The organism is Thalassotalea agarivorans (genome assembly GCF_030295955.1).
GTDB lineage: Bacteria > Pseudomonadota > Gammaproteobacteria > Enterobacterales > Alteromonadaceae > Thalassotalea_D > Thalassotalea_D agarivorans.
Map to the genome: position 1 here is coordinate 2,486,985 of NZ_AP027363.1, position 20,877 is coordinate 2,507,861.

A 20,877-nucleotide genomic window follows, 5' to 3' on the forward strand; every position below is an offset into this window, starting at 1 on the left:
TATTTGTTTGTTCTAGATTGACCGATATCAATAAGAAACTCAACAAATGGATTATAATTAACAAAGGCTGAATAGGTTTACGATGAATTATGGCGCTATTGATTGAGAGCGATTGTATAAATTGCGATATGTGTGACCCAGAATGTCCCAATGAAGCGATATCGCTGGGTGATGAAATATATGAGATAGATCCCGACAAATGTACCGAATGTGTGGGTCATTATGATACGGCGCAATGCGTTGCTGTATGCCCTATTGATTGCATTTCCAAAGATCCAAATCATGAAGAAAATGAAGCGCAATTGTTAGCTAAGTTTACCCGCATGCATGGTTAAACTTTATCAGTCTGAACTCGAATTGCCAGTTGTGGACAATAGGTCTAAACCAAACCTAACAATAAAAATTAATCGCAGATCTGATAAATGGGCTATGACCGCTTTGTGCCAATAGCGGACAAAGTAGAGACTCCTTAGTCAACAAATGTGCTTTCCTTCCATAGTTGTTTAATAGGTGCTTTAGATTTTAAAATACTTAATAGGTGTTCAAGTTTATTTTCGATGAAGTCACAGGAGAGTTTTAACTTAATACATTCCCTTCTAGTTGTTCTAAGTGGATTGAGAAATACCTCCATCAAATAGAACTCATCTCCTTGGAATTTGATTTTTTCTATTTTTATATCTTTGATTTCATTTATGAAAAATTCAGGTTCATCGTCTGGTTTTTCGCATTTAGTCTCAGTATAAACTGCTACTTCAGTGACGCGAAAGAATGCGGGTTTACCTAAGTTAAACTTAGCCATTAAAAATAACATGGCGTAGCCCATTGGATAAATAGCAGTGAACAAAACAACAAAAATTGTCAAAAGCACATATTGGCTTTCAAACAGCTCATTATAAGAAATGAATAGGTATGGTAATAAACTTAGAGTCATAATTATAAGAGACCATTTTATTAACTTTTTATGGCTATTTTGATAATTATGCAAAGCCCACTTTTTAGTGTTGGTAGGTTCATACCAGCTTAGTAAAGTCTTCAATTAAATCTCTTTTTGTTATTGCTCTAGAATGGCTGCAATTCGCTCATAGCAGTCTGTCAGATCGCGTTTACCCATGTCAATTGTATGTATCAGATTAGACACTAGCTACTACGGATAAATAAAAAAAGAGGCTTTCGCCCCTTTTTTTACATCATTTTCTTTTTCGAACCTTTGTATTCAACCTTGAATACGTCTTGATTATTTAGTTCAGGTATTGCGTCCAGCATTTCGCTTTCTAGTGCATCGATTTTTTTCACCGATATACATAGCTGGTCAGCTTTTTGTTCAATAATCTCTGCACGAGCTTCCATATCTTTTTCGATTTGTTCGCCAAATTTTTCCATGCGAGTTTCAAACGCTTCACTGTCACCACCAGAGGCGATCATTTGTGTACCTAGTGCAATCATAATTTTGCCGATAGATTGCTCTACTGTGGTTTCTACCGCTTTCTCGATACGTTGCTCAAACTCCGGATCAAATACATCGCCTTCTATGCCATTGTCATCAATATATAATCTTTCACCTTCATTGAAACGTGTTTCAATCTCTACTTTAATGGCATCCAATTCAGCTACTAATTCATCAGTTAAACCGTTGTTTTCACCAAGTAGTTCAGTAAAAGCAATACCTATACCTTCGGCAGCAAGGTCGACCGCTTCAACAGCGATATCTTTAACTTGCGGTACAACCGCTCTAATTTCTTTTGAATACTGTTTTACCAGAGCTTGCTGGCTAGCGGTTAACGAAACCTGCTTGTCATTTACAAGTAAAATTTCATTATCAATAATTTTATATACTGGTTGCTTGTTATCAGAAAACTCAATATGTTTTTTGGTGATTTCTATACCTAAATCTAAGTCAACGTCACATTGATCTGTTTCGATGTTATGTGCCGATACCATTGACGAAAATAAAAATACAGACGTTGCTAAAAAAGCTTTCATGTTTAATCCCTAAAAAATGTTGTAATCACTGAAATACAATCAACTGTCGTGCCAACTATTAAAAACTCAATAATATCAATAAATTAAGGCAAAAACCGGATTGAAATACTAAAACTAAGTTCAGGTTGGGTTGTGTAAAAAACTATTTGTTAGTGAAAATGACAAAAAAAAAGCAAAACTTACGTTTTGCTTTTTCTACTGAATGTGTGCATTAAAGTGCAACGATGTTTTCTGCCTGTAGGCCTTTTTGACCTTCAGTAACATTAAACTCAACTTTCTGGCCTTCAGCAAGCGTTTTGAAGCCGTCGCCTTGAATAGCTGAAAAGTGCGCAAATACATCTGGTCCTGATTCTTGTGCAATAAAACCAAAGCCTTTAGATTCATTGAACCATTTTACGGTTCCAGTAGTTTTTGACATAACAAAATTGTCCTTAAATAAGTAATATTGCCCTACGGGCGGGTGTAGCTTGTTGTTTCACTATTACCTATTAAACAGGGTAATTGTTACATCACGATGAATAAATAGAATAGCAATTACATACTCGCAGCTACCATGCTACCGTTTTGCTTTGTAAATTCAACTAGTTTTTAACATTTTATTTGCATTCTATGCTCATTTTTTACGTTGTATATGAATAAGATAGGTCTGATGAGTTAAACAGAAGGCAAGAATGCTTGTATCTTAACCGCTAGCCATATAATATGCTGCCTCTTGTGGATTTAGGGCTGTAACTATGTTCAAACAAATACTCAAATATGCTGCATTAGCTGCAACATTTCTCGTTGGCACAACACACGCTACCATTGTTGAATTTCAAACCAACCAAGGTACTTTTCAAGTCAACTTATACGATCAAGGTACTCCAGGTACCGTAACTAACTTCTTGCGCTATGTAGACAGTGGAAGCTATAACGGTTCCGTTATTCACAGAAGCGTACCAGGATTTGTTGTACAAGGTGGTGGCTACTTCTACGATGGCACACCAAATCTTGCTTTCATTGAAGATTTCGGTGCGATTTTAAATGAACCCGTTTATTCAAATGTTCGTGGTACTATCGCCATGGCAAAAGTAGGCGGCAACCCAAATAGTGCAACAAGTCAGTGGTTTTTTAACTTAGTAGATAATAGCGCCAATCTTGATTTACAAAATGGTGGCTTTACTGCGTTTGGGCAAGTAATTGGTGATGGTATGACGGTTATTGACGCCATTGCAGATATTGCCATTTGTTCAGGCGTGCCTATGCCTGACTTTGATTGTTTAGCATCAAGTACGCCAGGTGCTGAAAATTTCGTGATTATTGAGCAAATTACCATTGTTGATTTCGCACAAGATAGCGCAAAAGACCTTAATCCGCCGCTTAACACTTTACTCGAAATAGAAGAGCCTGAAGATGAAAGTTCTGGTGGTACCTTATTCTATTTATTACTTCCGCTTCTTTATCTCGTAAAAAGAAGATACTTATAAATCATAAAAAACCGCCAACAGGCGGTTTTTTATTGGTCAGTGTTTATAGGCCAAAAGCTTAGTACTTCATTTTTTGTCTGAGCTTTTTCACATCGCCTCGTTTCTTTTTATCATCTGTGCGCTTTCGTTTGGCAGACTTTGAGGGTTTGGTAGCACGGCGTGTTTTTGCAACGACTGCATGTTTGTTAATCCACTGCATTAAACGCTCAAGCGCGTCATTTCGATTCGCTTCTTGCGTCCGAAATTGCTGCGCTTTAATAATTAAGATGCCTTCAGTCGTTAGCCGGGTATCCGACACATCAAGCAATAGCGCTTTTACAGCATCAGGCAAGTTTGACTGGGCAATATCAAAACGCAAATGCACAGCGGTTGATACTTTGTTTACCTTCTGGCCACCACTCCCCATCGCTCTTATATATTGCATCGAAAGCGCAGGGTCATCTAACAGTCGTTGAGGATTAGAAATAGAAAATTGCATGAGCAAAGCATAACAAAAAAAAGGAGGCTTATGCCTCCTTTTATTTTAGTAAGTGATGTTATTTAGAGTCTCATTTCTTGGACTTTTTCATGAGCCAATGACGATGTAGTGACATCAGGCTTATGATGTAAATTTGATTTTAAAATACCTTTACGATGCTTTAATGCAGCATCTAGCTTTTTAATAGCGCCTGCAATAGCAGGATACATTACCTCACCTTCAGCAGTTGCTGACAGGCGGCTACCCTCATAATTGGCAGTCATTTCAACTTGGTGTTTACCGTGTTGTTTAGTAATAAATACATTGGTAGAGATCAGGGTTGGAAAGTGATTAGCGATCTTATGGAACTTTTCTTCAACGTGCGCTTGAACAGCAGGAGTAACGTCTACATGATGACCAGTGATGTTTACTTTCATAAGGAGTCCTCTTTGTTATTTACTTGAAAGACTTATGTAAGCAGTAAACTAGTTTCTTCCTTAAAACATTGCGTTGCTTACACTATAAGAATTGAGCCAAATTGATCAAAAGACAAGTTATTTTTTGAGGATAAAAAGTAATTTATTGTAATCAAAAGAATTTAAGTAAAAAAAAGTGCTGTGTATTAACAACAGCACTCTTTAATTGCTTAAATGTTCAATATCCAAAATGACTACCTATGTTGAATTAAACTAGGAACACCATGACGACTATCCATCAGATGTTTTGCTTTTTCAGCACGTTTAACGTTTTTCTCCAATTGGTGCATGGCATGGCGTTTGAAGAATGTGGTTTGCTTGCTAAAGATCATGAGTTTTCCTCCTGTGTATTAATCAAGTGATTGTGAAGGCGCATTGTAGTGTAGCCGATCATATAGTGCTGTGAAATTGTGTAATTAAGGGTTAAACTAAGTAAATCAAAACACCTTTAAAATTCATCAAACTATTGATTTATATGTAATTAAATTCACTACCAGGTGTTTTTGGATAACAACAAATTACATTCTTACGATTACAAATATCTATTCAATCACAGTGAATAAAATATTAAATAATCGCTCATTTTCATCAAGATGGAGTATAAATATGTCAGGTACAACTATGGTGGTTATTATTGTTCTAATCTCTGTTGGTTTTGGAGTGATGTATGATATGTACAAAAAGCACCTAGAATTCAAAGAGAAAACGCTTGGTGTTAACGAAAAAGAGCAAGAACTAAAAGATGAAATAGCGGCGTTAAACAAACGTATCGAAGTATTGGAAAAAATTGTTACTGATGATGGCTATCAATTAAAAAATGAAATAGACCAATTGTAAACGATATGAAATTAATCATGCGCAGCGAGTTTGATGCACTTCGACTCAACCCTGATCACAGTTACGATGCAGACCGCAATGGCGATAAGCAGATTGTTCGAATTTATTGCGACGATAAGCTTATCGCTAAGAAGGTCACACAAAAAAAACACGTAAGATATTTTGGCGTAGCAGACTACAAACAATACTTGAGCGCGACAGAATAAAGAAGTAAGGATTTATCTTTAGACGTAACACGTCTACAAATTCATACCACTAATTTACAAAGCTTAACAGTGTTTCAAGCTTTATTTCGTACAATTTTTAGCCTAGTTAATAGAGGTTATTATGCGAAATTTAGTTGTATTAATAGTATCGGTTTTATTATTTGCTTGTGCTTCACCTTCAGGCGTTGCGCAATGGCAAGGAAAACCTCTTAATCAGGTAGTTGCGCAATATGGCGTGCCACATGGCTTCCACAAAATGGACGATGGCTCTAGGTTTGCTGAATATTACTACGACACCAAGACGCAACAACTTGATCCAGTAAACGGTCAATGTACTATCACTTTATTGGTGAACAAACAGGGTATTATTGAAGCTACCCACAAATCAAAAGACTGTGAACAACAAATAGCTGCTCATTAACAGAGCAGCTATTTAAATCTGTACTATAACGTGAGCATTTAACTAGTATGCTCGCGTTCTACTTCCTCAAACGTTGCTACAATTTGCTCGTCTGCAGGTTTAGTTATAAAGCTGCCAACAACAACTGCTAAGAACCCAACGATAAAGCCAGGAATAATTTCATAAACAGCCTCACCTGAAATCGTAATTGGGTATTGTTTAGCCAAGATTACGGTTGCAGCACCGGCTATGATGCCAGCTAGCGCACCATTCTTGTTCATTCGCTTCCAAAACAGACTAAGCAGTACGACAGGACCAAAGGCAGCACCAAAGCCTGCCCACGCATACCCAACTAGACTCAAAATAGTACTGTTTCTGTCATACGCTAACGCGATAGCAACAATAGCAACTAGAAGAACGGAAATACGCCCAACGGTTACTAATTGCTTTTCCGACGCTTCTTTGTTCAAAAATAGTTTATAAAAATCACCCGTTAACGAACTCGACGTAACCAACAACTGAGAAGAAATAGTACTCATAATTGCCGCTAAAATAGCCGCTAGTAAAAAACCACCGATAAAGGGATGAAATAGAACTTGTGACAATAAAATGAATATGGTTTCAGCATCTCCTAATGTAACATCATTGTTTGCTACATAGGCAATACCTGCAAAACCCGTTGCCATTGCGCCACAAATTGAGATGATCATCCACCCCATCCCTATACGCCTTGCAACAGGTAAATCTTTAACGCTTCTAATCGCCATAAAACGCACGATAATGTGCGGCTGGCCAAAATAACCAAGCCCCCAAGCCATTGCTGATATTATGGCAACGAAAGATACACCACTTAGCATATCAAGCAGTTGTGGGTTGATTTGGTCGATAGCTGTAACCATTTCGGCTGTACCACCAACATCTGTTAACACCACGACAGGTACTAATACCAATGCAATGATCATAATGATGCCTTGCACAAAATCGGTGAGACTTACTGCAAGGAACCCGCCAAATAAAGTGTAAATAACAACGATGCCCGCCGTGACATAAAGACCTAGCTCATAGGAAAGCCCAAACGAACTCTCAAACAGCTTACCGCCCGCAACCACGCCAGAAGAGGTATATAGAGTGAAAAAAATCACGATAACTAAAGACGATATAATGCGAATCAGGTGACTCTTATCATCAAACCGATTTTCGAAAAAATCAGGCAAAGTAATCGAGTCATTTGCTTTTTCTGTATAAGTTCTCAACCTAGGCGCCACTAACAAGTAGTTGCAATATGCACCAATGACTAAACCTACAGCAATCCAGGCACTGCTTAAGCCGCTGACATACATTGCCCCAGGCAAACCCATTAACATCCAACCACTCATATCTGATGCACCAGCAGATAAAGCAGTGACCGAAGGACTCAAATTTCGCCCACCTAACATATAACCCGAGATATCGCTTGTTGATTGTTTGTATGCATACAAACCGATGAGCAACATAACAATAAAATAAATAGACAAAGATACAATTGTTGCGGTAGCCAAAATCAGCCCCCTTTAAATAGTTTTTATGGCAAAACTATAGCATTTGTTGGATATGACTGACCATGTGAAAACATTCTTTAATCCAAAAAAAAGATGTCAATATTAATAAATATGTAATATATTCGAATGAGTAGGTAGTTTTGGAATTAATTATGCAGTTTTTCGCCGCTAGGCAACCTATCCTCGATAAAAATAAAAATCTTTACGCTTACGAACTACTCTTCCGTGACAGTGATTCGAATGCCTTTCCAGACATTGATGGAGACGAGGCAACCCAGAAAATGGTAACCCATTCAAACCATATAAATTTTAGTAAAGTCACAGAAAATAAGCCAGCGTTTATTAACTTTACCATGGGAACGCTAGTAAAAGGCTATCCGAAGCTTCTCAATAAGGCTGATGTGGTCATCGAAATCCTAGAAAGTGTAAAGCCGTGTGATGAACTTCTATCGTTATGTCGTGAGCTTCACAATGAAGGTTATACCATTGCCCTTGATGACTATGAGCATCAAGATATTTGGAAGCCTTTCTACCCATACATCGATATTATAAAAATCGATGTGCAGCAAAGTACGTTGAATGATATTGGCGAGTTAAAAACCGCTATAGAACAGTTTCCACATATAAAGTTGCTTGCCGAAAAAATTGAAACCCAGCAAGAATTTCAGCAAGTCAAAGACTTGGGCTGTGAATTGTTTCAAGGTTTTTTGTTTTCTCCACCAGAGATGGTGATGGGGTAAACTTCCGTGCCTTACGGTACTCAGTAGCTGCATGCTGCGAGCTTTAAGGCTGTGAGCTGTTCGTTTGAACGTTATAGCATAGAGTCTTAACCTCACCAAATACAATTGGAGAGCAATGACTTAGATTCTTGCGGTACTCAATAGCTGAATGCTGCGGGCTATGAGCGTCGAGCTGTTTTATTTACTACCTGAATGAGATACCGGCTCTAAGGCCGGTATGACGATGATTTAACTCGAGGCCCGCTGCCCGTAGCTCGCAGCACTTTAAACAACAATCGAAACCCTAAGTTCGTAGCTCTAGGCATTTAGCTTTAGGCCTGTATGACGATGATTTTTAAAACTCGAAGCCCGCGGCACGCTGCCCGAAGCACACAGCTCATTAACCTAAGCTCGCAGCCCATTGGCCATTTTTCTATTACTCAAAACCATTCGGGTTTTTTGACTGCCATCGCCAAGTGTCGGTTAACATTTCGACGAGCTTTTTTTCCGCGCGCCAATCTAATGTCTGGTGTGCTAACTGAGCATTTGCGTATACGGTGGCGATATCCCCTGACCGTCTTGGAACGATGTCATAAGGAATATCTTTTCCTGAAACACTTTCGAAGCCTTTAACAATTTCAAGAACGGAAGTCCCATTTCCTGTACCAAGGTTTATAGCACGGCACCCTTTAAGTTGCTGCAATGCTAATAATGCTTTGACGTGGCCGATAGCCAAATCAACCACATGGATGTAATCTCTAATACCGGTACCATCATGCGTATCATAATCGTCGCCAAATACTTGCAATTTTTCTAGGCGGCCAACGGCTACCTGAGCTACATAAGGCAATAGATTATTGGGAATACCATTAGGATTTTCACCAATAAGCCCAGACTCATGAGCACCAATCGGATTAAAATACCTCAAATTAATAATTGACCAATTAGGATCGCTTGCAGCTAAATCGAACAAGATTTGTTCAATCATTAACTTGGTTTGTCCGTAAGGATTAGTCGCAGAGGTTGGCATAGACTCAACAAGAGGCGACGCATTATGTTCGCCATATACGGTCGCAGAAGAGCTAAAAACCAAATTATAAACTTGGTGCTTAGCCATAGATTCGAGCAATACCAGCGTTCCAGTAACGTTGTTATGATAGTAGCTAAGGGGGTTTTGGCATGATTCACCTACCGCTTTTAAGCCAGCAAAGTGAATCACAGAATCGATATTGTAAGTGGAAAATAGCACATCCATTGCGACCCTGTCGCAAATATCACTTTCCACAAATACTGGTGTCTTTCCGGTTATTTGCTCAATTCTTTGCAGCACTTTAATTGATGAATTTGATAAGTTATCAACAATAACCACCTCTTGGTCAGCACTGAGCAATTCAACTACTGTGTGACTACCAATATAACCTGTTCCACCTGTTATCAATAACGCCATAACTTTCCCTTTATTTAACGATAATACGCCCCTAGCACCTCAATGAATTGTTCAAGTTGGTTCGCTGGTAACGCGTTAATTCCTGCAGCTCCGGCGCGACCGCCTCCTGAAGGAAACTGCACACAGATTTCGTCTGCACCTTGTTTGTTGTTTAGCGGTGCTCTTACCGACACAGTATAGCTATTGTCACTGTTAAGTGTGATAACAGCATGCGCTTTATCAGGAGATAAATTTGCCAGCTCATTGCCAAAAACACCGCTCACTCTGCGCGCCCAAGGTGCGTCGTCTAGTTCAACAACCTTAGCCGTATCATTGTCGGCTAAAACTTTAGCCGCTTTGGCGTTAGCCATATCTTCTTTATATGCTTTTTCTAACTGATGAAAAACAGAGTCTTTAGCATTAATAGCATCAAATGGTGACTCGAACTGCACTAGTTCTCTAAACAATAGATCCGGTGCAAAGTGCAAATCGTCAACCGTTCTACCGTAACCATTATAATTGACATAGATTCCAAAGTTTTTCAATTGCGCTCTTTGCGCATCCGTCAATCCCACTTCATCTGCTAAGCGCTCTGCTGAAGCTAACATATTGTCACCGTAGGCTGCTGTGATTGCCCAAAGTACATACTGCCCGTTCAAACGTTCATTTACTAGCAACGCGGTACACGTATTTGCATCAGTATCAATAACCGCTTCTAGTGCACTATTGCTCGGAATATCGCCCGATCTGTGATGATCAATATAAAGCACGTTTGTATTTTTATTAAGCAATTCGTTAAGGGCTTCAATGTTTTTTTCCATTGAAATATCTAGGGTAGTCACACTAGTTGCTGCTTTAACATCTACCTTCTTCAACAGGTTAATATCACGTTTAACCCCTGTAACGAGCACACTTTCTTTAGGCTCGGCTAGCCTTAATTGAACTAGACTCAATATGCCATCGGCATCGCCATTAAAAACGTCAAAATGCATTGATTAGGCCTCTAAAAATCCGTTTTTCTCTAAATAACTGACAATCTGCATAGCACATTCTTCAATGGATAACTTTGCGGTTTCCACATGAATTTCAGGCGACACAGGAACATCATAGCTTGAGTCAATGCCAGTGAAATTTTTAATTTCGCCTGCGCGAGCTTTCTTGTATAGCCCTTTGGGATCGCGCTGTTCACAAATTTCTATCGGGGTATCAATAAATACTTCGATAAACTCACCTTCAGGTAATTTTTCTCGTGCTTGCTGACGATCGCTTGCAAAAGGAGAAATAAACGCTGTGGACACAATAAGGCCAGCATCAGTAAACAACTTAGCCACTTCACTCAATCGACGAATATTTTCGATTCTATCTGTATCCGTAAATCCTAAATCACCATTGAGACCATGGCGCACATTGTCGCCATCTAACAAATAGCTATGATGACCTCGCTCAAACAATAGCGCATCCACGGCATTTGCCACCGTAGATTTGCCAGAGCCACTTAAGCCGGTATACCAAAGTAAACAAGGTTTTTGTTTTTTTAATTGGCCACGTTGCGATTTGCTCACTTTTTGCTCGTGCCAAACCGTATTTTCTGTTTTCATTGTCATCCTTAAAATGGAAATACTTTTGGGATCATATACAGCACTACCGCTGAATAGGTAATGGATACCGGTATCCCGAATTTTATAAAGTCTTGAATCTTGTAATTTGCTGCGTTAAATACCATGACATTGGTTTGATAGCCGTACGGGCTAATAAAACTACCACTAGCACCAAAGGCTACAGCCATTACAAAAGGCATAATGTTGACGTCAAACGCGAGCGCCAAGTTGTATGCGATTGGAAACACTAATGCTGCTGCAGCATTGTTTGTGACAAGTTCAGTGGTCAATAATGTGATAAAAAAGACCAAAACAAAGGCTACGTATATACTTTGCCCCGCTAAAAGGGATTCTGCCCACTGGGCAAAAATCACCATAACACCACTATTTTCAAGTGCCGTGGCGAGTGTTAATGCGCCAAGTACAATTGTCCAAATCTCAAGTGGGAATCGGCGTTTAATTTCATCGACATTTAAGCCACCTGAAAACACTAAAAATGAGAGGTAGAAAAACAAACAACTAAGTAGTGATATATCTGTGACAACTGAGATAGCAATCGTAAAAATAAACCCTGCTATTGTCGAAATATCTCGCCAACCCGATAAAATGTTATCTGGTTCATGCCCCGACAGAATATAGAAATTTTTTGACAAGTTGGTACGTGAGCTAAAGTCATTACCTACAGCAAGCACTAAGTAATCACCAGCTTGTATAACAATATCACCAAGCTTACCTGATAACACGCCCCCTTCACGCCTTAGCGCAACGACCGCCGCGTCAAATCTTGCACGAAAGCCCGCTGATTTTAAGCTTTTCCCAATAATTGCCGCACCAGGCTTTACCAATACTTCGGTTAAGTTCTCTCGCAAAAGACCATCTTTTTCAGCAAACAGGGTTAAGCCGTCGAACTGCTGAAGCACTTTTACTTTGGAAATGTCGCCAGTAAAAATCAGTTTGTCACCGGCGTGGATAAACTCATCGGGAGCAACTGGCGAAATCAACCGGTCATTGCGAATGATTTCAACCAAAAACAATGAATCTAGTTTACGTAAATCGTTTTCTTCAATGGTTAAGCCAATCAGTTTAGACTCTGCGCTTACCTCTGCTTCAACGAAATATTCTGCTGATTCTACATTTTCAAGCTCCATATTTGGCAAGCTATTGCGACGTAAAATAATAACAACAAAACAAGCTAGTAATGCAGCTAAACCTATCAAAGTAAAATCAAAAAAGTTAAAACCAGAATACCCCTTATCGATAAACAAAGAATTTACGATTAAGTTAGTGGATGTACCTACTAACGTTAGCGTTCCGCCCAATATCGCGGCAAAAGACAACGGTATAAGTAATTTACCAGGGTTTATTACCGTGTTTGCTTTAATGGTACTGATAAGTGAAGCAACTACAGCGGTATTGTTCATTAACGCAGAGGACACAGCAGTAATCGACAAGGTTTTTAGTGTGGTTTTAAATCTAGAGCCACTTAACATGGTAGAGCTTATTTTTCTAAGGATACTAGTTCGCTCAATTGCAAATGACGCGAGTACCAGTAAAAGTAAGGTGACTAACCCTGGGTTAACTGCGTTCTTAAGTACTTCTTCTGAGGAAACAAATGAAAAAATAAGACAGGCGAGAATGGTGCCCATAAACACACGCGCAGGCGAGTCTTGAAATTTGAATAAGCCGACAAAGGTACCAACAAAGATTGCCAGCATGAGCAATTGCATTAGCATATGAAACGCTCTTAATAATTATTGTTGTGTTAGCACTACTATAAAAGAGGCTAGCACCCTAGCCTCACTTTGCAACTTTTATTACTTTACCTTTAACAAATCGCGTGCACCCCAATGCGGGAAGTGTTTACGAACTAGCGCATTTAATTCTACTTCAAAATCAGAGTATGATTTTTCAGTTTGTTCATCTATTTCACTTGCAATCATGCCTGCACCAACAGTGATGTTAGTTAAGCGATCGACGATAATAAATGCACCCGTATCTTTGTTGTCGTCGTAGGCATCGAAATGTAGCGCTTCAGCCACTTCAAAATCAACGCTACCAATCTCATTTAACTGAAGCTGTGATGTCTCACTATGCTCCATGGTATTAACATCAATTCGGTGTTGTATTTTTAATGCGTGACCTGTGGTTAGCTTACTACCATGCTTGATGTAATATTCACGACCGGTCTCTAGTTCATCTTCATGCATCCAGACAACATGCGCGTTGAATTCTTTAGACGAATGAGGCAATGCCCCTTTACGCACAATCATTTCACCACGGCTAATATCAATCTCGTCTTCTAGCGTTAACGTGATCGCTTGTCCTTGTGCTGCACGCTCTAATTCGCCTTCAAAGGTAACAATCGATTTTACCTGGCTTTCTTTCATCGAAGGCAGCGCAACAATGTTATCACCAACACGAATATTGCCTGATGCGACCGTACCCGAGAAACCACGAAAATCTAGGTTTGGACGGTTTACATATTGTACTTGCATACGAAAATCAGAGAAGGTCTCTGCTGGCTCAACTTTAATGGTGTTTAATAACTTCATTAATGTTGCACCTGGGTACCAAGACATTGCGTCGCTTTCTTCTACGACGTTGTCACCTTTGAGTGCTGAAATAGGTACAAAACGGACATCATCAAAGTTTAAGTTTTCTGCAAACTCGCGATAATCCTTTTTGATTTGTTGGTACACTTCCTGATCGTAATCCACTAGATCCATTTTATTTACTGCAACTAATACATGCTTGATGCCTAGTAGCGAGCAAATAAATGAATGGCGACGCGTTTGCACTTGCACACCGCGACGAGCATCGACTAGGATGATTGCTAAGTCACATGTTGAGGCGCCTGTTGCCATGTTGCGGGTATATTGCTCATGACCTGGGGTATCAGCAATAATGAATTTGCGCGTATCTGTAGAGAAATAACGATAAGCGACGTCAATAGTAATGCCCTGTTCACGCTCAGACTGTAATCCATCGACTAGTAATGCTAAATCGACTTCCTCACCTTGTGTGCCCGACTTCTTACTATCTTTTTCAATTGCAGCCAGCTGATCTTCAAAAATCATTTTTGAATCATGTAATAAACGACCAATTAAGGTACTTTTACCATCATCTACACTGCCACATGTTAAAAAGCGCACTAGCTCTTTGTTTTCGTGCTGTTTTAAATATGCTTCTATATCTTGTTCAATTAGTTCTGATTGATGAGACATAATAATTTTCCTACTGAAAATTATTGGACGGATTAGCTGCGTGCTGCGTGCTTTAAGCTGCGAGTAACACTACCTCTAAACCCCAACAATGTATTTATTTATCCAGCGCTTTCATCAAACCCGAAAGCATTGCCGAAATAATATATATTTCCTTTTTCCAATTACTAGCAATAGAGCGTTCAATATAATCAATCTCACTGCCAATAATCACTTGTGTATTAAGTTCAGCTGAAGACGCTTTTGCAATCGCTAAAAAATGTCTTTTTTCTTTGTTTCCAAGCCTCGTCATACCTTCTGCAATGTTACTTGGTATAGACAAAACAGAACGAGTTAGCTGATCTTTGAATCCATAATCTTTGAAAGTTTTTGCGTATTTAAAAACTTCAATTGCTAGATTCGTAGCGCGCTGCCACACTTCTAATCTTTCATAATTCATAGTACCTCCATGTACTCAAATTTTGTTTGCGTAGCACTTGGGAATGTTCCAGACAACCCAAGTATACCGTCCATCCATAGACACACCCGTAGCCCGTAGCCCGTAGCCCGTAGAATATTATGTTGGCTGTTGAACATGGCTCAACACATATTCAGACGGTTTTAGAAATAACCTTCCATTTTCTTCTTCTCCATCGAGCCTGAAGAGTCGTGGTCGATTACACGACCTTGACGTTCCGACGTTTTGGTTAGAAGCATTTCTTGAATAATATCAGGTAATGTCGCCGCATCTGATTCAACCGCACCAGTTAATGGATAGCAACCTAGCGTTCTAAAACGCACATTTCTCATTTGCGGCTCTTCACCTTCCTCTAGCGGCATACGATCGTCGTCAACCATAATAAGTGTGCCATCACGCTCTACCACTGGACGAGGTGCTGAAAGATAAAGTGGAACAATTTCAATGTTTTCTAGGTAGATATACTGCCAGATATCAAGCTCAGTCCAGTTTGATAGTGGGAAAACACGGATGCTCTCACCTTTGTCAACTTTACTGTTATAAACGTTCCAAAGCTCTGGACGCTGACTCTTTGGATCCCAACGATGATTTTTATCGCGGAATGAATATACGCGCTCTTTTGCTCGTGATTTTTCTTCATCACGACGCGCGCCGCCAAATGCAGCGTCAAAGCCGTATTTATCTAGTGCCTGTTTTAAGCCTTGTGTTTTCATGATATCAGTGTGCTTGGCACTACCGTGGTCAAATGGATTTATACCCATTCTCAACCCTTCTGGGTTTTTATGCACTAACAACTCAAAGCCATATTGTTCAGCCATACGATCACGAAACGCGATCATTTCTTTAAATTTCCAATCTGTATCAACGTGCAGTAGTGGAAATGGAATTTTACCCGGCGCAAATGCTTTACGAGCAAGGTGAAGCAACACTGCTGAATCTTTACCAACAGAGTACAACATAACTGGTTTATCAAACTCAGCAGCAACTTCCCTGATGATATGAATCGATTCTGCTTCGAGCTTTTGAAGATGCGTTAAGTTCATGAATCTTCCGTAACGTATTTAAAAAAATTAAGGCTATTCTGCCATAAAGCCAGAATAGCCTCCATATGATAACAAGATTGCTTATAAGAAAAGGAAATAAAAACTACAAACTTAATGACTTTAAATAATCTTTAAATCGCTCTGCAAGCTCTGGATGACGCAAGCAATAATCAACATTCGCTTTCATGTACCCAAACTTTGAACCACAATCATGTGACTCTCCGGTTTGATGAAACGCTTCAACTGTTTCATTTTTCATTAAAATGGCAATAGCATCAGTCAATTGAATCTCGTCGCCAGCACCCGGCGGCGTAAACTCCAATAAATCCCAAATTTGTGCAGACAATACATACCGTCCGACAACGGCTAAATTTGAAGGTGCCTCATCAATTGTAGGTTTTTCTACCATCGCCTTTATTTTTGACGCTTCACCCGGCTTCAGTTTTTCACCATTGCAATCGACAACACCATAACTACTAACCTTTTCCATCGGAACCGGCTCAACAAGAATTTGGCTACATCCATTCTCGTTAAAACGATTAATCATTGCAGCTAAGTTTTCAGTTTTGGTATCAGCAGATGCATCATCTAAAATAACATCAGGTAGCACTACAACGAAAGGAGCATCGCCCACTAGTGGTCTTGCTTTAAGCACAGCATGACCTAAGCCTTTTGCTTCGCCTTGCCTGACTTGCATAATAGTAACATCCTTAGGACAAATCGATTGAATTTCCTCTAATAATTGGCGTTTCACACGTTTTTCAAGTGTCGTTTCTAATTCGAAAGATTTATCAAAATGGTTTTCTACAGCATTTTTAGATGAGTGCGTGACAAGCACAATTTCCTTAATGCCCGCATCAATACATTCATTTACGATATACTGAATGAGTGGCTTATCAACAATAGGAAGCATCTCTTTTGGAATAGCCTTTGTCGCAGGAAGCATTCGAGTGCCTAAACCAGCGACCGGTATAACTGCTTTTTTTATCTTCATACTTTAACAATCCTTTATAAGCTTAACCCTATTTTACATGACCTCTATTAGTTGTCATCAAAGCTTTGACAAAATTTTCTCACTTATAAAAAATTTCGTCATTACCTAATAAAATGATAACATTAGCTGAATATAATTAAGCCATCATCTAATTAATGAGTTCCTCAGATAAACCTCAAGTTGCAGTTTTAATGGCCGTATATCGTGGAGATGATGCGAGCCACTTCAAACTAAGTGCGGAAAGCGTTCTGAAACAAGATTACGATGCAACCTTCTTATACCTTGTTATTGATGGACCAATATCTAGGGAACTTAGTCAAGTTGTTTCACAACTAGATGATGAAGTTACCGTACTCGCTCTCGAAAAAAATCAGGGTTTAGCGAAAGCATTGAACCATGGATTGCACCACATTTTTAAGAGTAAAAAACAATTTAAATATATCGCTCGAATGGATGCTGACGATATTATGGTTGCTGAACGAATTTCGACGCAAGTCAAGTATATGGAAAACAATCCACATATAGGTGTATTGGGTAGCTGTTGTGAAGAAATAGATAGCGCCGGCAAGAAGATTGGCGAAAGAATTATGCCAACCCAGCACGATACCATTTATCAATCAATGGCCCGACATTGTTCAATGAATCATCCGACAGTTATGTTTAGGTCTAAAGAACTAAAAAACATTGATTACCCCCATTGGCTCCCTAATTCAGAAGATTATTTATTGTGGGGAGAACTGCTAGCCAAGGGTAAAAAATTTCATAACCTACCTCAAAATTTACTATTGTTTCGCAGAAGTAAAGATTTTTACAGCAAACGCGGGGTCAAAAAAGCGATTCAAGACCATAAAGCAAGAACCTACATTCAAAAGCGATTAAATTTAAATTCAGCGAGAAACATTTTATACAGTTACTTAGTGCTTGCAGTGCGATTATCACCAAAGTTTATAGTTAAGTTTGGCTATCGTATATTGGCTAAGTTTAGAACCAAACATCTGGAACCAAATGCATAAAATAAACGCCATTGTCGTCACATATTATCCCGATGATAGTGTCTTAAAGAAAAACATGCTTGCACTGTCGTCTCAAGTGGATCACGTCTTTATCATCGACAATACACCTAAAGGGCATTGCTTTAATAGTGATGTTGATTTGTCTAACATTAGTATTTTTAAACTAAATGAAAATTTAGGTATCGCCGCGGCTCAAAATGTAGGGTTAAAGATGTGTTTAGCATCATCGATTGACTACTGTATTTTGTTTGACCAAGATTCAACCATATCACCTGGACTGATAAATAAGCTATACAACGCCATCACATCTAAGGAAGCGATAGACAACAGTGTTGTCGCAGTTGGTCCTCGCATTATTGACGCTTACACCAATAAATGGGTAAAGCCCAAATTCCAACGAGAAAAAAAATCGGGGAGTAATTTAATGCTTACCCAGCAAATCATCGCTTCTGGTAAATTACTTCGGACAAACGCATTGCATACCATAGGACTTATGGAAGAAAGTTTGTTTATTGATGGTGTTGATCATGAATGGTGTTGGCGTGCAATAGGTAACGGGTGTAACATTGCCATTTGTAACGATGCCCTAATGGTTCACAGGTTGGGAGACGGCGTTAAGAGCTTTCTAGGTATGAAGTACCATGTTGGAAGTCCGAAAAGATTGTACTACCAGTACAGAAACTATTTTATTTTGAGCCAAAAGAAATACACCCCTTTTTACTGGAAACTTAGACATTTGTTTTCATATTCAGTTAAAATTTTCTTGTTTTTTGTTTTTGGTCCCGATCGACGATTACGAATGAAGTACATAAGCAATGGAATAAAAAGTGGCTTGAGATACAAATCAACCGAATAAATAGAAATAGACGATTTTTACACGTCAATCTACACTCAACTTAAGGATATTTAATGAAAATTGCGGTCGCTGGAACTGGCTATGTTGGTCTTTCAAATGCCATTCTACTATCACAACACAACGAAGTAATAGCTCTCGATATTGATCAACATAAGGTTGATCTTATCAATAATAAAACCTCTCCAATTGTAGATGCCGAAATATCTGATTACCTAGCTAACAAAGAACTAAAATTAACTGCCACAACTGATAAACATTTAGCTTTCACCGATGCAGACTATGTCATCGTCGCTACACCAACAGACTATGATCCAGAAAAGAACTACTTTAATACCTCAACTGTCGAAAGAGTTATCGAAGATATTGTTGCTATTAACCCTCAGACGCAAATAGTCATCAAATCGACTATTCCTCTAGGCTATACAGTAAAATTAAGAGAAACATTCGATTTTGACAACATTATGTTTTCGCCCGAATTTCTGAGAGAAGGTAAAGCTCTTTATGATAATCTTCATCCCTCTCGCATTTTGATTGGCAGAAAGTCCAAAGAGGCTCAAGTATTTGCGGACCTATTATTGCAAGGTGCAGAGAAAAAAGATGTCCCTATATTAATAACTAACGCAACAGAAGCCGAAGCTGTAAAACTATTTTCCAACACTTATCTTGCTATGCGTGTGGCGTTTTTTAATGAACTTGATACTTATGCAGAACTTCACGAATTGGATACCAAGCAAATTATTGAAGGTGTTGGACTAGACACTAGAATAGGTAGTCATTACAACAATCCTTCATTTGGCTACGGTGGTTATTGCCTCCCTAAAGATACAAAGCAACTACTTGCAAATTTCAGCGATGTACCCAACGAAATAATTTCGGCAATTGTAAAATCAAATAGCACGCGCAAAGATCATATAACCGATATGATATTATCTCAAAATCCAAAAGTAGTAGGTATCTATCGATTAATAATGAAAGAAGGATCAGATAATTTTAGAGCATCTGCAATTCAAGGTGTTATAAAAAGATTAAAGGAAAAAGGTGTTGAAGTAGTTATTTTCGAACCTGCCATTTCTGAGAGTACTTTTTGGAATTGTAGGGTAATTAAAAACTTATCTGAATTTAAAGCTAAAGCATCACCTATAGTAACTAATAGAATGACTCATGAACTAATGGATATTAAAGGAAAAGTTTATACTAGAGATGTTTTTGGCTCTGATATTTAATCGCTTGTGTTTAACATCATTTAGCGCCTATTCGCAAACTTAATTGGATGTTTCTTCTTCAACAAGGGAAACAGTTACAAACATGAGAAAATTTAAAATTTTTATTATATCGTTCAATAGACTTTCAGTATTGAAAAAGTCTTTGAACTCGTATCTTCCTTTTTTCCGGTACAGTGATATCTACATAATAGACAAGGGGAGCTCGTATCCCGAATTGTTTACGTACTATCAAGAATTAAAAAATTTAGGAGTAAACATAATTAACTCCACACCAATGGAAAATGGTCCTTCAGGTCCCGGAGGCTTGAATGACCTGTACAAAGATATCGAACCGAACAAATCGGATTGTGACTACTATGTTGTTACCGATCCTGATATAGAGTTAGACGGTTGCCCTAAAGATATGCTCGAAAGATATGCTGATATTTTAGATGCGGAAAATGATATAGAGATAGTGGGCCCAATGTTAAAGATAGATGATATTCCAGACAGTTATCCAGCTAAAGAGATTTGTCTGTGGCGCCATGTGGAGCAGTTTTGGAATAAAACCCCGCAAAAAAAGAAAGCGTTGGGCAAAACAATTTATGTTCAGAACGCACCAATAGATTCAACGTTTGGTTTAGTGCGCCAAAAAACTAAATATCAGAGACTATTACAAGGGTACCGTACTTACTTTCCATATGAAGCAAAACATTTAGATTGGTATATTACACCCGAGAACATAGAGTCAGATCAACAGCATTATATCGACAATAGTAATAACACTGTTTCCTCTTGGGGATCTCGATTATTAAAAAGCCAACCTAAATTTGACAAACTTGTTGCTGATCAGAGAATTATCCAATCTGTGCAACGCAAATGGGGTAAGCTTGTCCCTTACTCCTTGTATTTGGGTGAGCAAGGAGAAAGGAATAGGTTTGTTGACCGCAATATTTTGTCACTAATCATTAAATGGCTAAAAAGCTAG

At 38.8% G+C, this 20,877-nt stretch carries 25 protein-coding genes; 10 read left to right on the top strand and 15 right to left on the bottom strand.

Annotated elements, in window-relative coordinates:
* Nucleotides 1–89: 89 nt before the first annotated feature.
* On the top strand, nt 90–335 hold the full coding sequence (locus tag QUD85_RS11345) for a YfhL family 4Fe-4S dicluster ferredoxin (RefSeq protein ID WP_093327027.1): 246 nt from the start codon (nt 90–92) through the stop codon (nt 333–335).
* 134 nt (nt 336–469) lie between these two features.
* Here QUD85_RS11345 and QUD85_RS11350 read toward each other — a convergent pair whose 3' ends face one another.
* The 3 genes from QUD85_RS11350 to cspE all read right to left on the bottom strand — a co-directional run bounded on the left by QUD85_RS11350 (nt 470) and on the right by cspE (nt 2,398).
* Entirely contained in the window at nt 470–1,036 is a 567-nt protein-coding gene (locus QUD85_RS11350; protein WP_093327025.1) for a hypothetical protein, read from the bottom strand.
* A 146-nt stretch (nt 1,037–1,182) separates the two neighbouring features.
* Nucleotides 1,183–1,980, bottom strand: coding sequence for a DUF2884 family protein (locus QUD85_RS11355; RefSeq protein WP_093327024.1), 798 nt, complete (start codon nt 1,978–1,980; stop codon nt 1,183–1,185).
* 211 nt (nt 1,981–2,191) lie between these two features.
* On the bottom strand, nt 2,192–2,398 hold the full coding sequence (gene cspE / locus QUD85_RS11360) for a transcription antiterminator/RNA stability regulator CspE (protein WP_093327022.1): 207 nt from the start codon (nt 2,396–2,398) through the stop codon (nt 2,192–2,194).
* 316 nt (nt 2,399–2,714) lie between these two features.
* Between cspE and QUD85_RS11365 the strand changes: the two genes are divergently transcribed.
* A complete protein-coding gene (locus QUD85_RS11365) occupies nt 2,715–3,446 on the top strand; it encodes a peptidylprolyl isomerase (protein ID WP_093327020.1) in 732 nt (243 codons plus the stop codon).
* Nucleotides 3,447–3,504: 58 nt separating this feature from the next.
* On the opposite strand, the gene arfB is transcribed toward QUD85_RS11365, so the two are convergent.
* The 3 genes from arfB to QUD85_RS11380 form a co-directional block, all read right to left on the bottom strand.
* Entirely contained in the window at nt 3,505–3,924 is a 420-nt protein-coding gene (gene arfB / locus QUD85_RS11370) for an alternative ribosome rescue aminoacyl-tRNA hydrolase ArfB (protein WP_093327018.1), read from the bottom strand.
* 62 nt (nt 3,925–3,986) lie between these two features.
* Entirely contained in the window at nt 3,987–4,340 is a 354-nt protein-coding gene (gene hpf / locus QUD85_RS11375) for a ribosome hibernation-promoting factor, HPF/YfiA family (RefSeq protein ID WP_093327017.1), read from the bottom strand.
* 233 nt (nt 4,341–4,573) lie between these two features.
* On the bottom strand, nt 4,574–4,711 hold the full coding sequence (locus QUD85_RS11380; protein WP_177168821.1) for a hypothetical protein: 138 nt from the start codon (nt 4,709–4,711) through the stop codon (nt 4,574–4,576).
* Nucleotides 4,712–4,985: 274 nt separating this feature from the next.
* On the opposite strand from QUD85_RS11380, the gene QUD85_RS11385 reads away from it, so the two are divergent.
* The 3 genes from QUD85_RS11385 to QUD85_RS11395 all read left to right on the top strand — a co-directional run bounded on the left by QUD85_RS11385 (nt 4,986) and on the right by QUD85_RS11395 (nt 5,843).
* Nucleotides 4,986–5,216 carry a hypothetical protein gene (locus QUD85_RS11385; protein ID WP_093327015.1) on the top strand — a complete coding sequence of 77 codons (231 nt, stop codon included), beginning with the start codon at nt 4,986–4,988 and terminating at the stop codon, nt 5,214–5,216.
* 5 nt (nt 5,217–5,221) lie between these two features.
* A complete protein-coding gene (locus QUD85_RS11390; RefSeq protein ID WP_093327014.1) occupies nt 5,222–5,422 on the top strand; it encodes a hypothetical protein in 201 nt (66 codons plus the stop codon).
* 121 nt (nt 5,423–5,543) lie between these two features.
* Nucleotides 5,544–5,843: a hypothetical protein gene (locus QUD85_RS11395; protein ID WP_093327013.1), complete on the top strand. Its 300-nt coding sequence runs from the start codon at nt 5,544–5,546 to the stop codon at nt 5,841–5,843.
* A 38-nt stretch (nt 5,844–5,881) separates the two neighbouring features.
* Here QUD85_RS11395 and putP read toward each other — a convergent pair whose 3' ends face one another.
* Nucleotides 5,882–7,360 carry a sodium/proline symporter PutP gene (gene putP, locus QUD85_RS11400; protein ID WP_093327012.1) on the bottom strand — a complete coding sequence of 493 codons (1,479 nt, stop codon included), beginning with the start codon at nt 7,358–7,360 and terminating at the stop codon, nt 5,882–5,884.
* A 152-nt stretch (nt 7,361–7,512) separates the two neighbouring features.
* Here putP and QUD85_RS11405 point away from each other — a divergent pair, with 152 nt between their 5' ends.
* Nucleotides 7,513–8,100: an EAL and HDOD domain-containing protein gene (locus QUD85_RS11405; protein ID WP_093327010.1), complete on the top strand. Its 588-nt coding sequence runs from the start codon at nt 7,513–7,515 to the stop codon at nt 8,098–8,100.
* A gap of 415 nt (nt 8,101–8,515) precedes the next feature.
* Here QUD85_RS11405 and galE read toward each other — a convergent pair whose 3' ends face one another.
* From galE to galU, 8 genes are all read right to left on the bottom strand, one after another.
* Nucleotides 8,516–9,526, bottom strand: a complete 1,011-nt coding sequence (galE, locus tag QUD85_RS11410; RefSeq protein WP_093327009.1) for a UDP-glucose 4-epimerase GalE — start codon at nt 9,524–9,526, stop codon at nt 8,516–8,518.
* 14 nt (nt 9,527–9,540) lie between these two features.
* Entirely contained in the window at nt 9,541–10,497 is a 957-nt protein-coding gene (locus QUD85_RS11415; protein ID WP_093327007.1) for a DHHA1 domain-containing protein, read from the bottom strand.
* 3 nt (nt 10,498–10,500) lie between these two features.
* Nucleotides 10,501–11,109, bottom strand: a complete 609-nt coding sequence (cysC, locus tag QUD85_RS11420) for an adenylyl-sulfate kinase (RefSeq protein ID WP_093327005.1) — start codon at nt 11,107–11,109, stop codon at nt 10,501–10,503.
* Between the two features lie 2 nt (nt 11,110–11,111).
* A complete protein-coding gene (locus QUD85_RS11425; RefSeq protein WP_093327004.1) occupies nt 11,112–12,836 on the bottom strand; it encodes an SLC13 family permease in 1,725 nt (574 codons plus the stop codon).
* Between the two features lie 81 nt (nt 12,837–12,917).
* A complete protein-coding gene (gene cysN, locus QUD85_RS11430) occupies nt 12,918–14,327 on the bottom strand; it encodes a sulfate adenylyltransferase subunit CysN (RefSeq protein ID WP_093327002.1) in 1,410 nt (469 codons plus the stop codon).
* A gap of 94 nt (nt 14,328–14,421) precedes the next feature.
* Nucleotides 14,422–14,763 (bottom strand): four helix bundle protein, encoded by a 342-nt coding sequence (locus QUD85_RS11435; protein WP_093327000.1) that lies wholly within the window; start codon nt 14,761–14,763, stop codon nt 14,422–14,424.
* Between the two features lie 161 nt (nt 14,764–14,924).
* Nucleotides 14,925–15,824, bottom strand: a complete 900-nt coding sequence (gene cysD, locus QUD85_RS11440) for a sulfate adenylyltransferase subunit CysD (protein WP_093326999.1) — start codon at nt 15,822–15,824, stop codon at nt 14,925–14,927.
* Between the two features lie 103 nt (nt 15,825–15,927).
* Nucleotides 15,928–16,818 (bottom strand): UTP--glucose-1-phosphate uridylyltransferase GalU, encoded by an 891-nt coding sequence (gene galU / locus QUD85_RS11445; RefSeq protein ID WP_093326997.1) that lies wholly within the window; start codon nt 16,816–16,818, stop codon nt 15,928–15,930.
* 155 nt (nt 16,819–16,973) lie between these two features.
* On the opposite strand from galU, the gene QUD85_RS11450 reads away from it, so the two are divergent.
* The 4 genes from QUD85_RS11450 to QUD85_RS11465 all read left to right on the top strand — a co-directional run bounded on the left by QUD85_RS11450 (nt 16,974) and on the right by QUD85_RS11465 (nt 20,877).
* Nucleotides 16,974–17,831 carry a glycosyltransferase gene (locus tag QUD85_RS11450; protein WP_093326995.1) on the top strand — a complete coding sequence of 286 codons (858 nt, stop codon included), beginning with the start codon at nt 16,974–16,976 and terminating at the stop codon, nt 17,829–17,831.
* Entirely contained in the window at nt 17,824–18,687 is an 864-nt protein-coding gene (locus QUD85_RS11455) for a glycosyltransferase family 2 protein (RefSeq protein ID WP_093326993.1), read from the top strand. Before QUD85_RS11450 ends, QUD85_RS11455 begins: the two co-directional genes overlap by 8 nt.
* Before the next feature lie 53 nt (nt 18,688–18,740).
* A complete protein-coding gene (locus QUD85_RS11460) occupies nt 18,741–19,910 on the top strand; it encodes a nucleotide sugar dehydrogenase (protein WP_093326992.1) in 1,170 nt (389 codons plus the stop codon).
* 274 nt (nt 19,911–20,184) lie between these two features.
* A complete protein-coding gene (locus tag QUD85_RS11465) occupies nt 20,185–20,877 on the top strand; it encodes a hypothetical protein (protein WP_093326990.1) in 693 nt (230 codons plus the stop codon).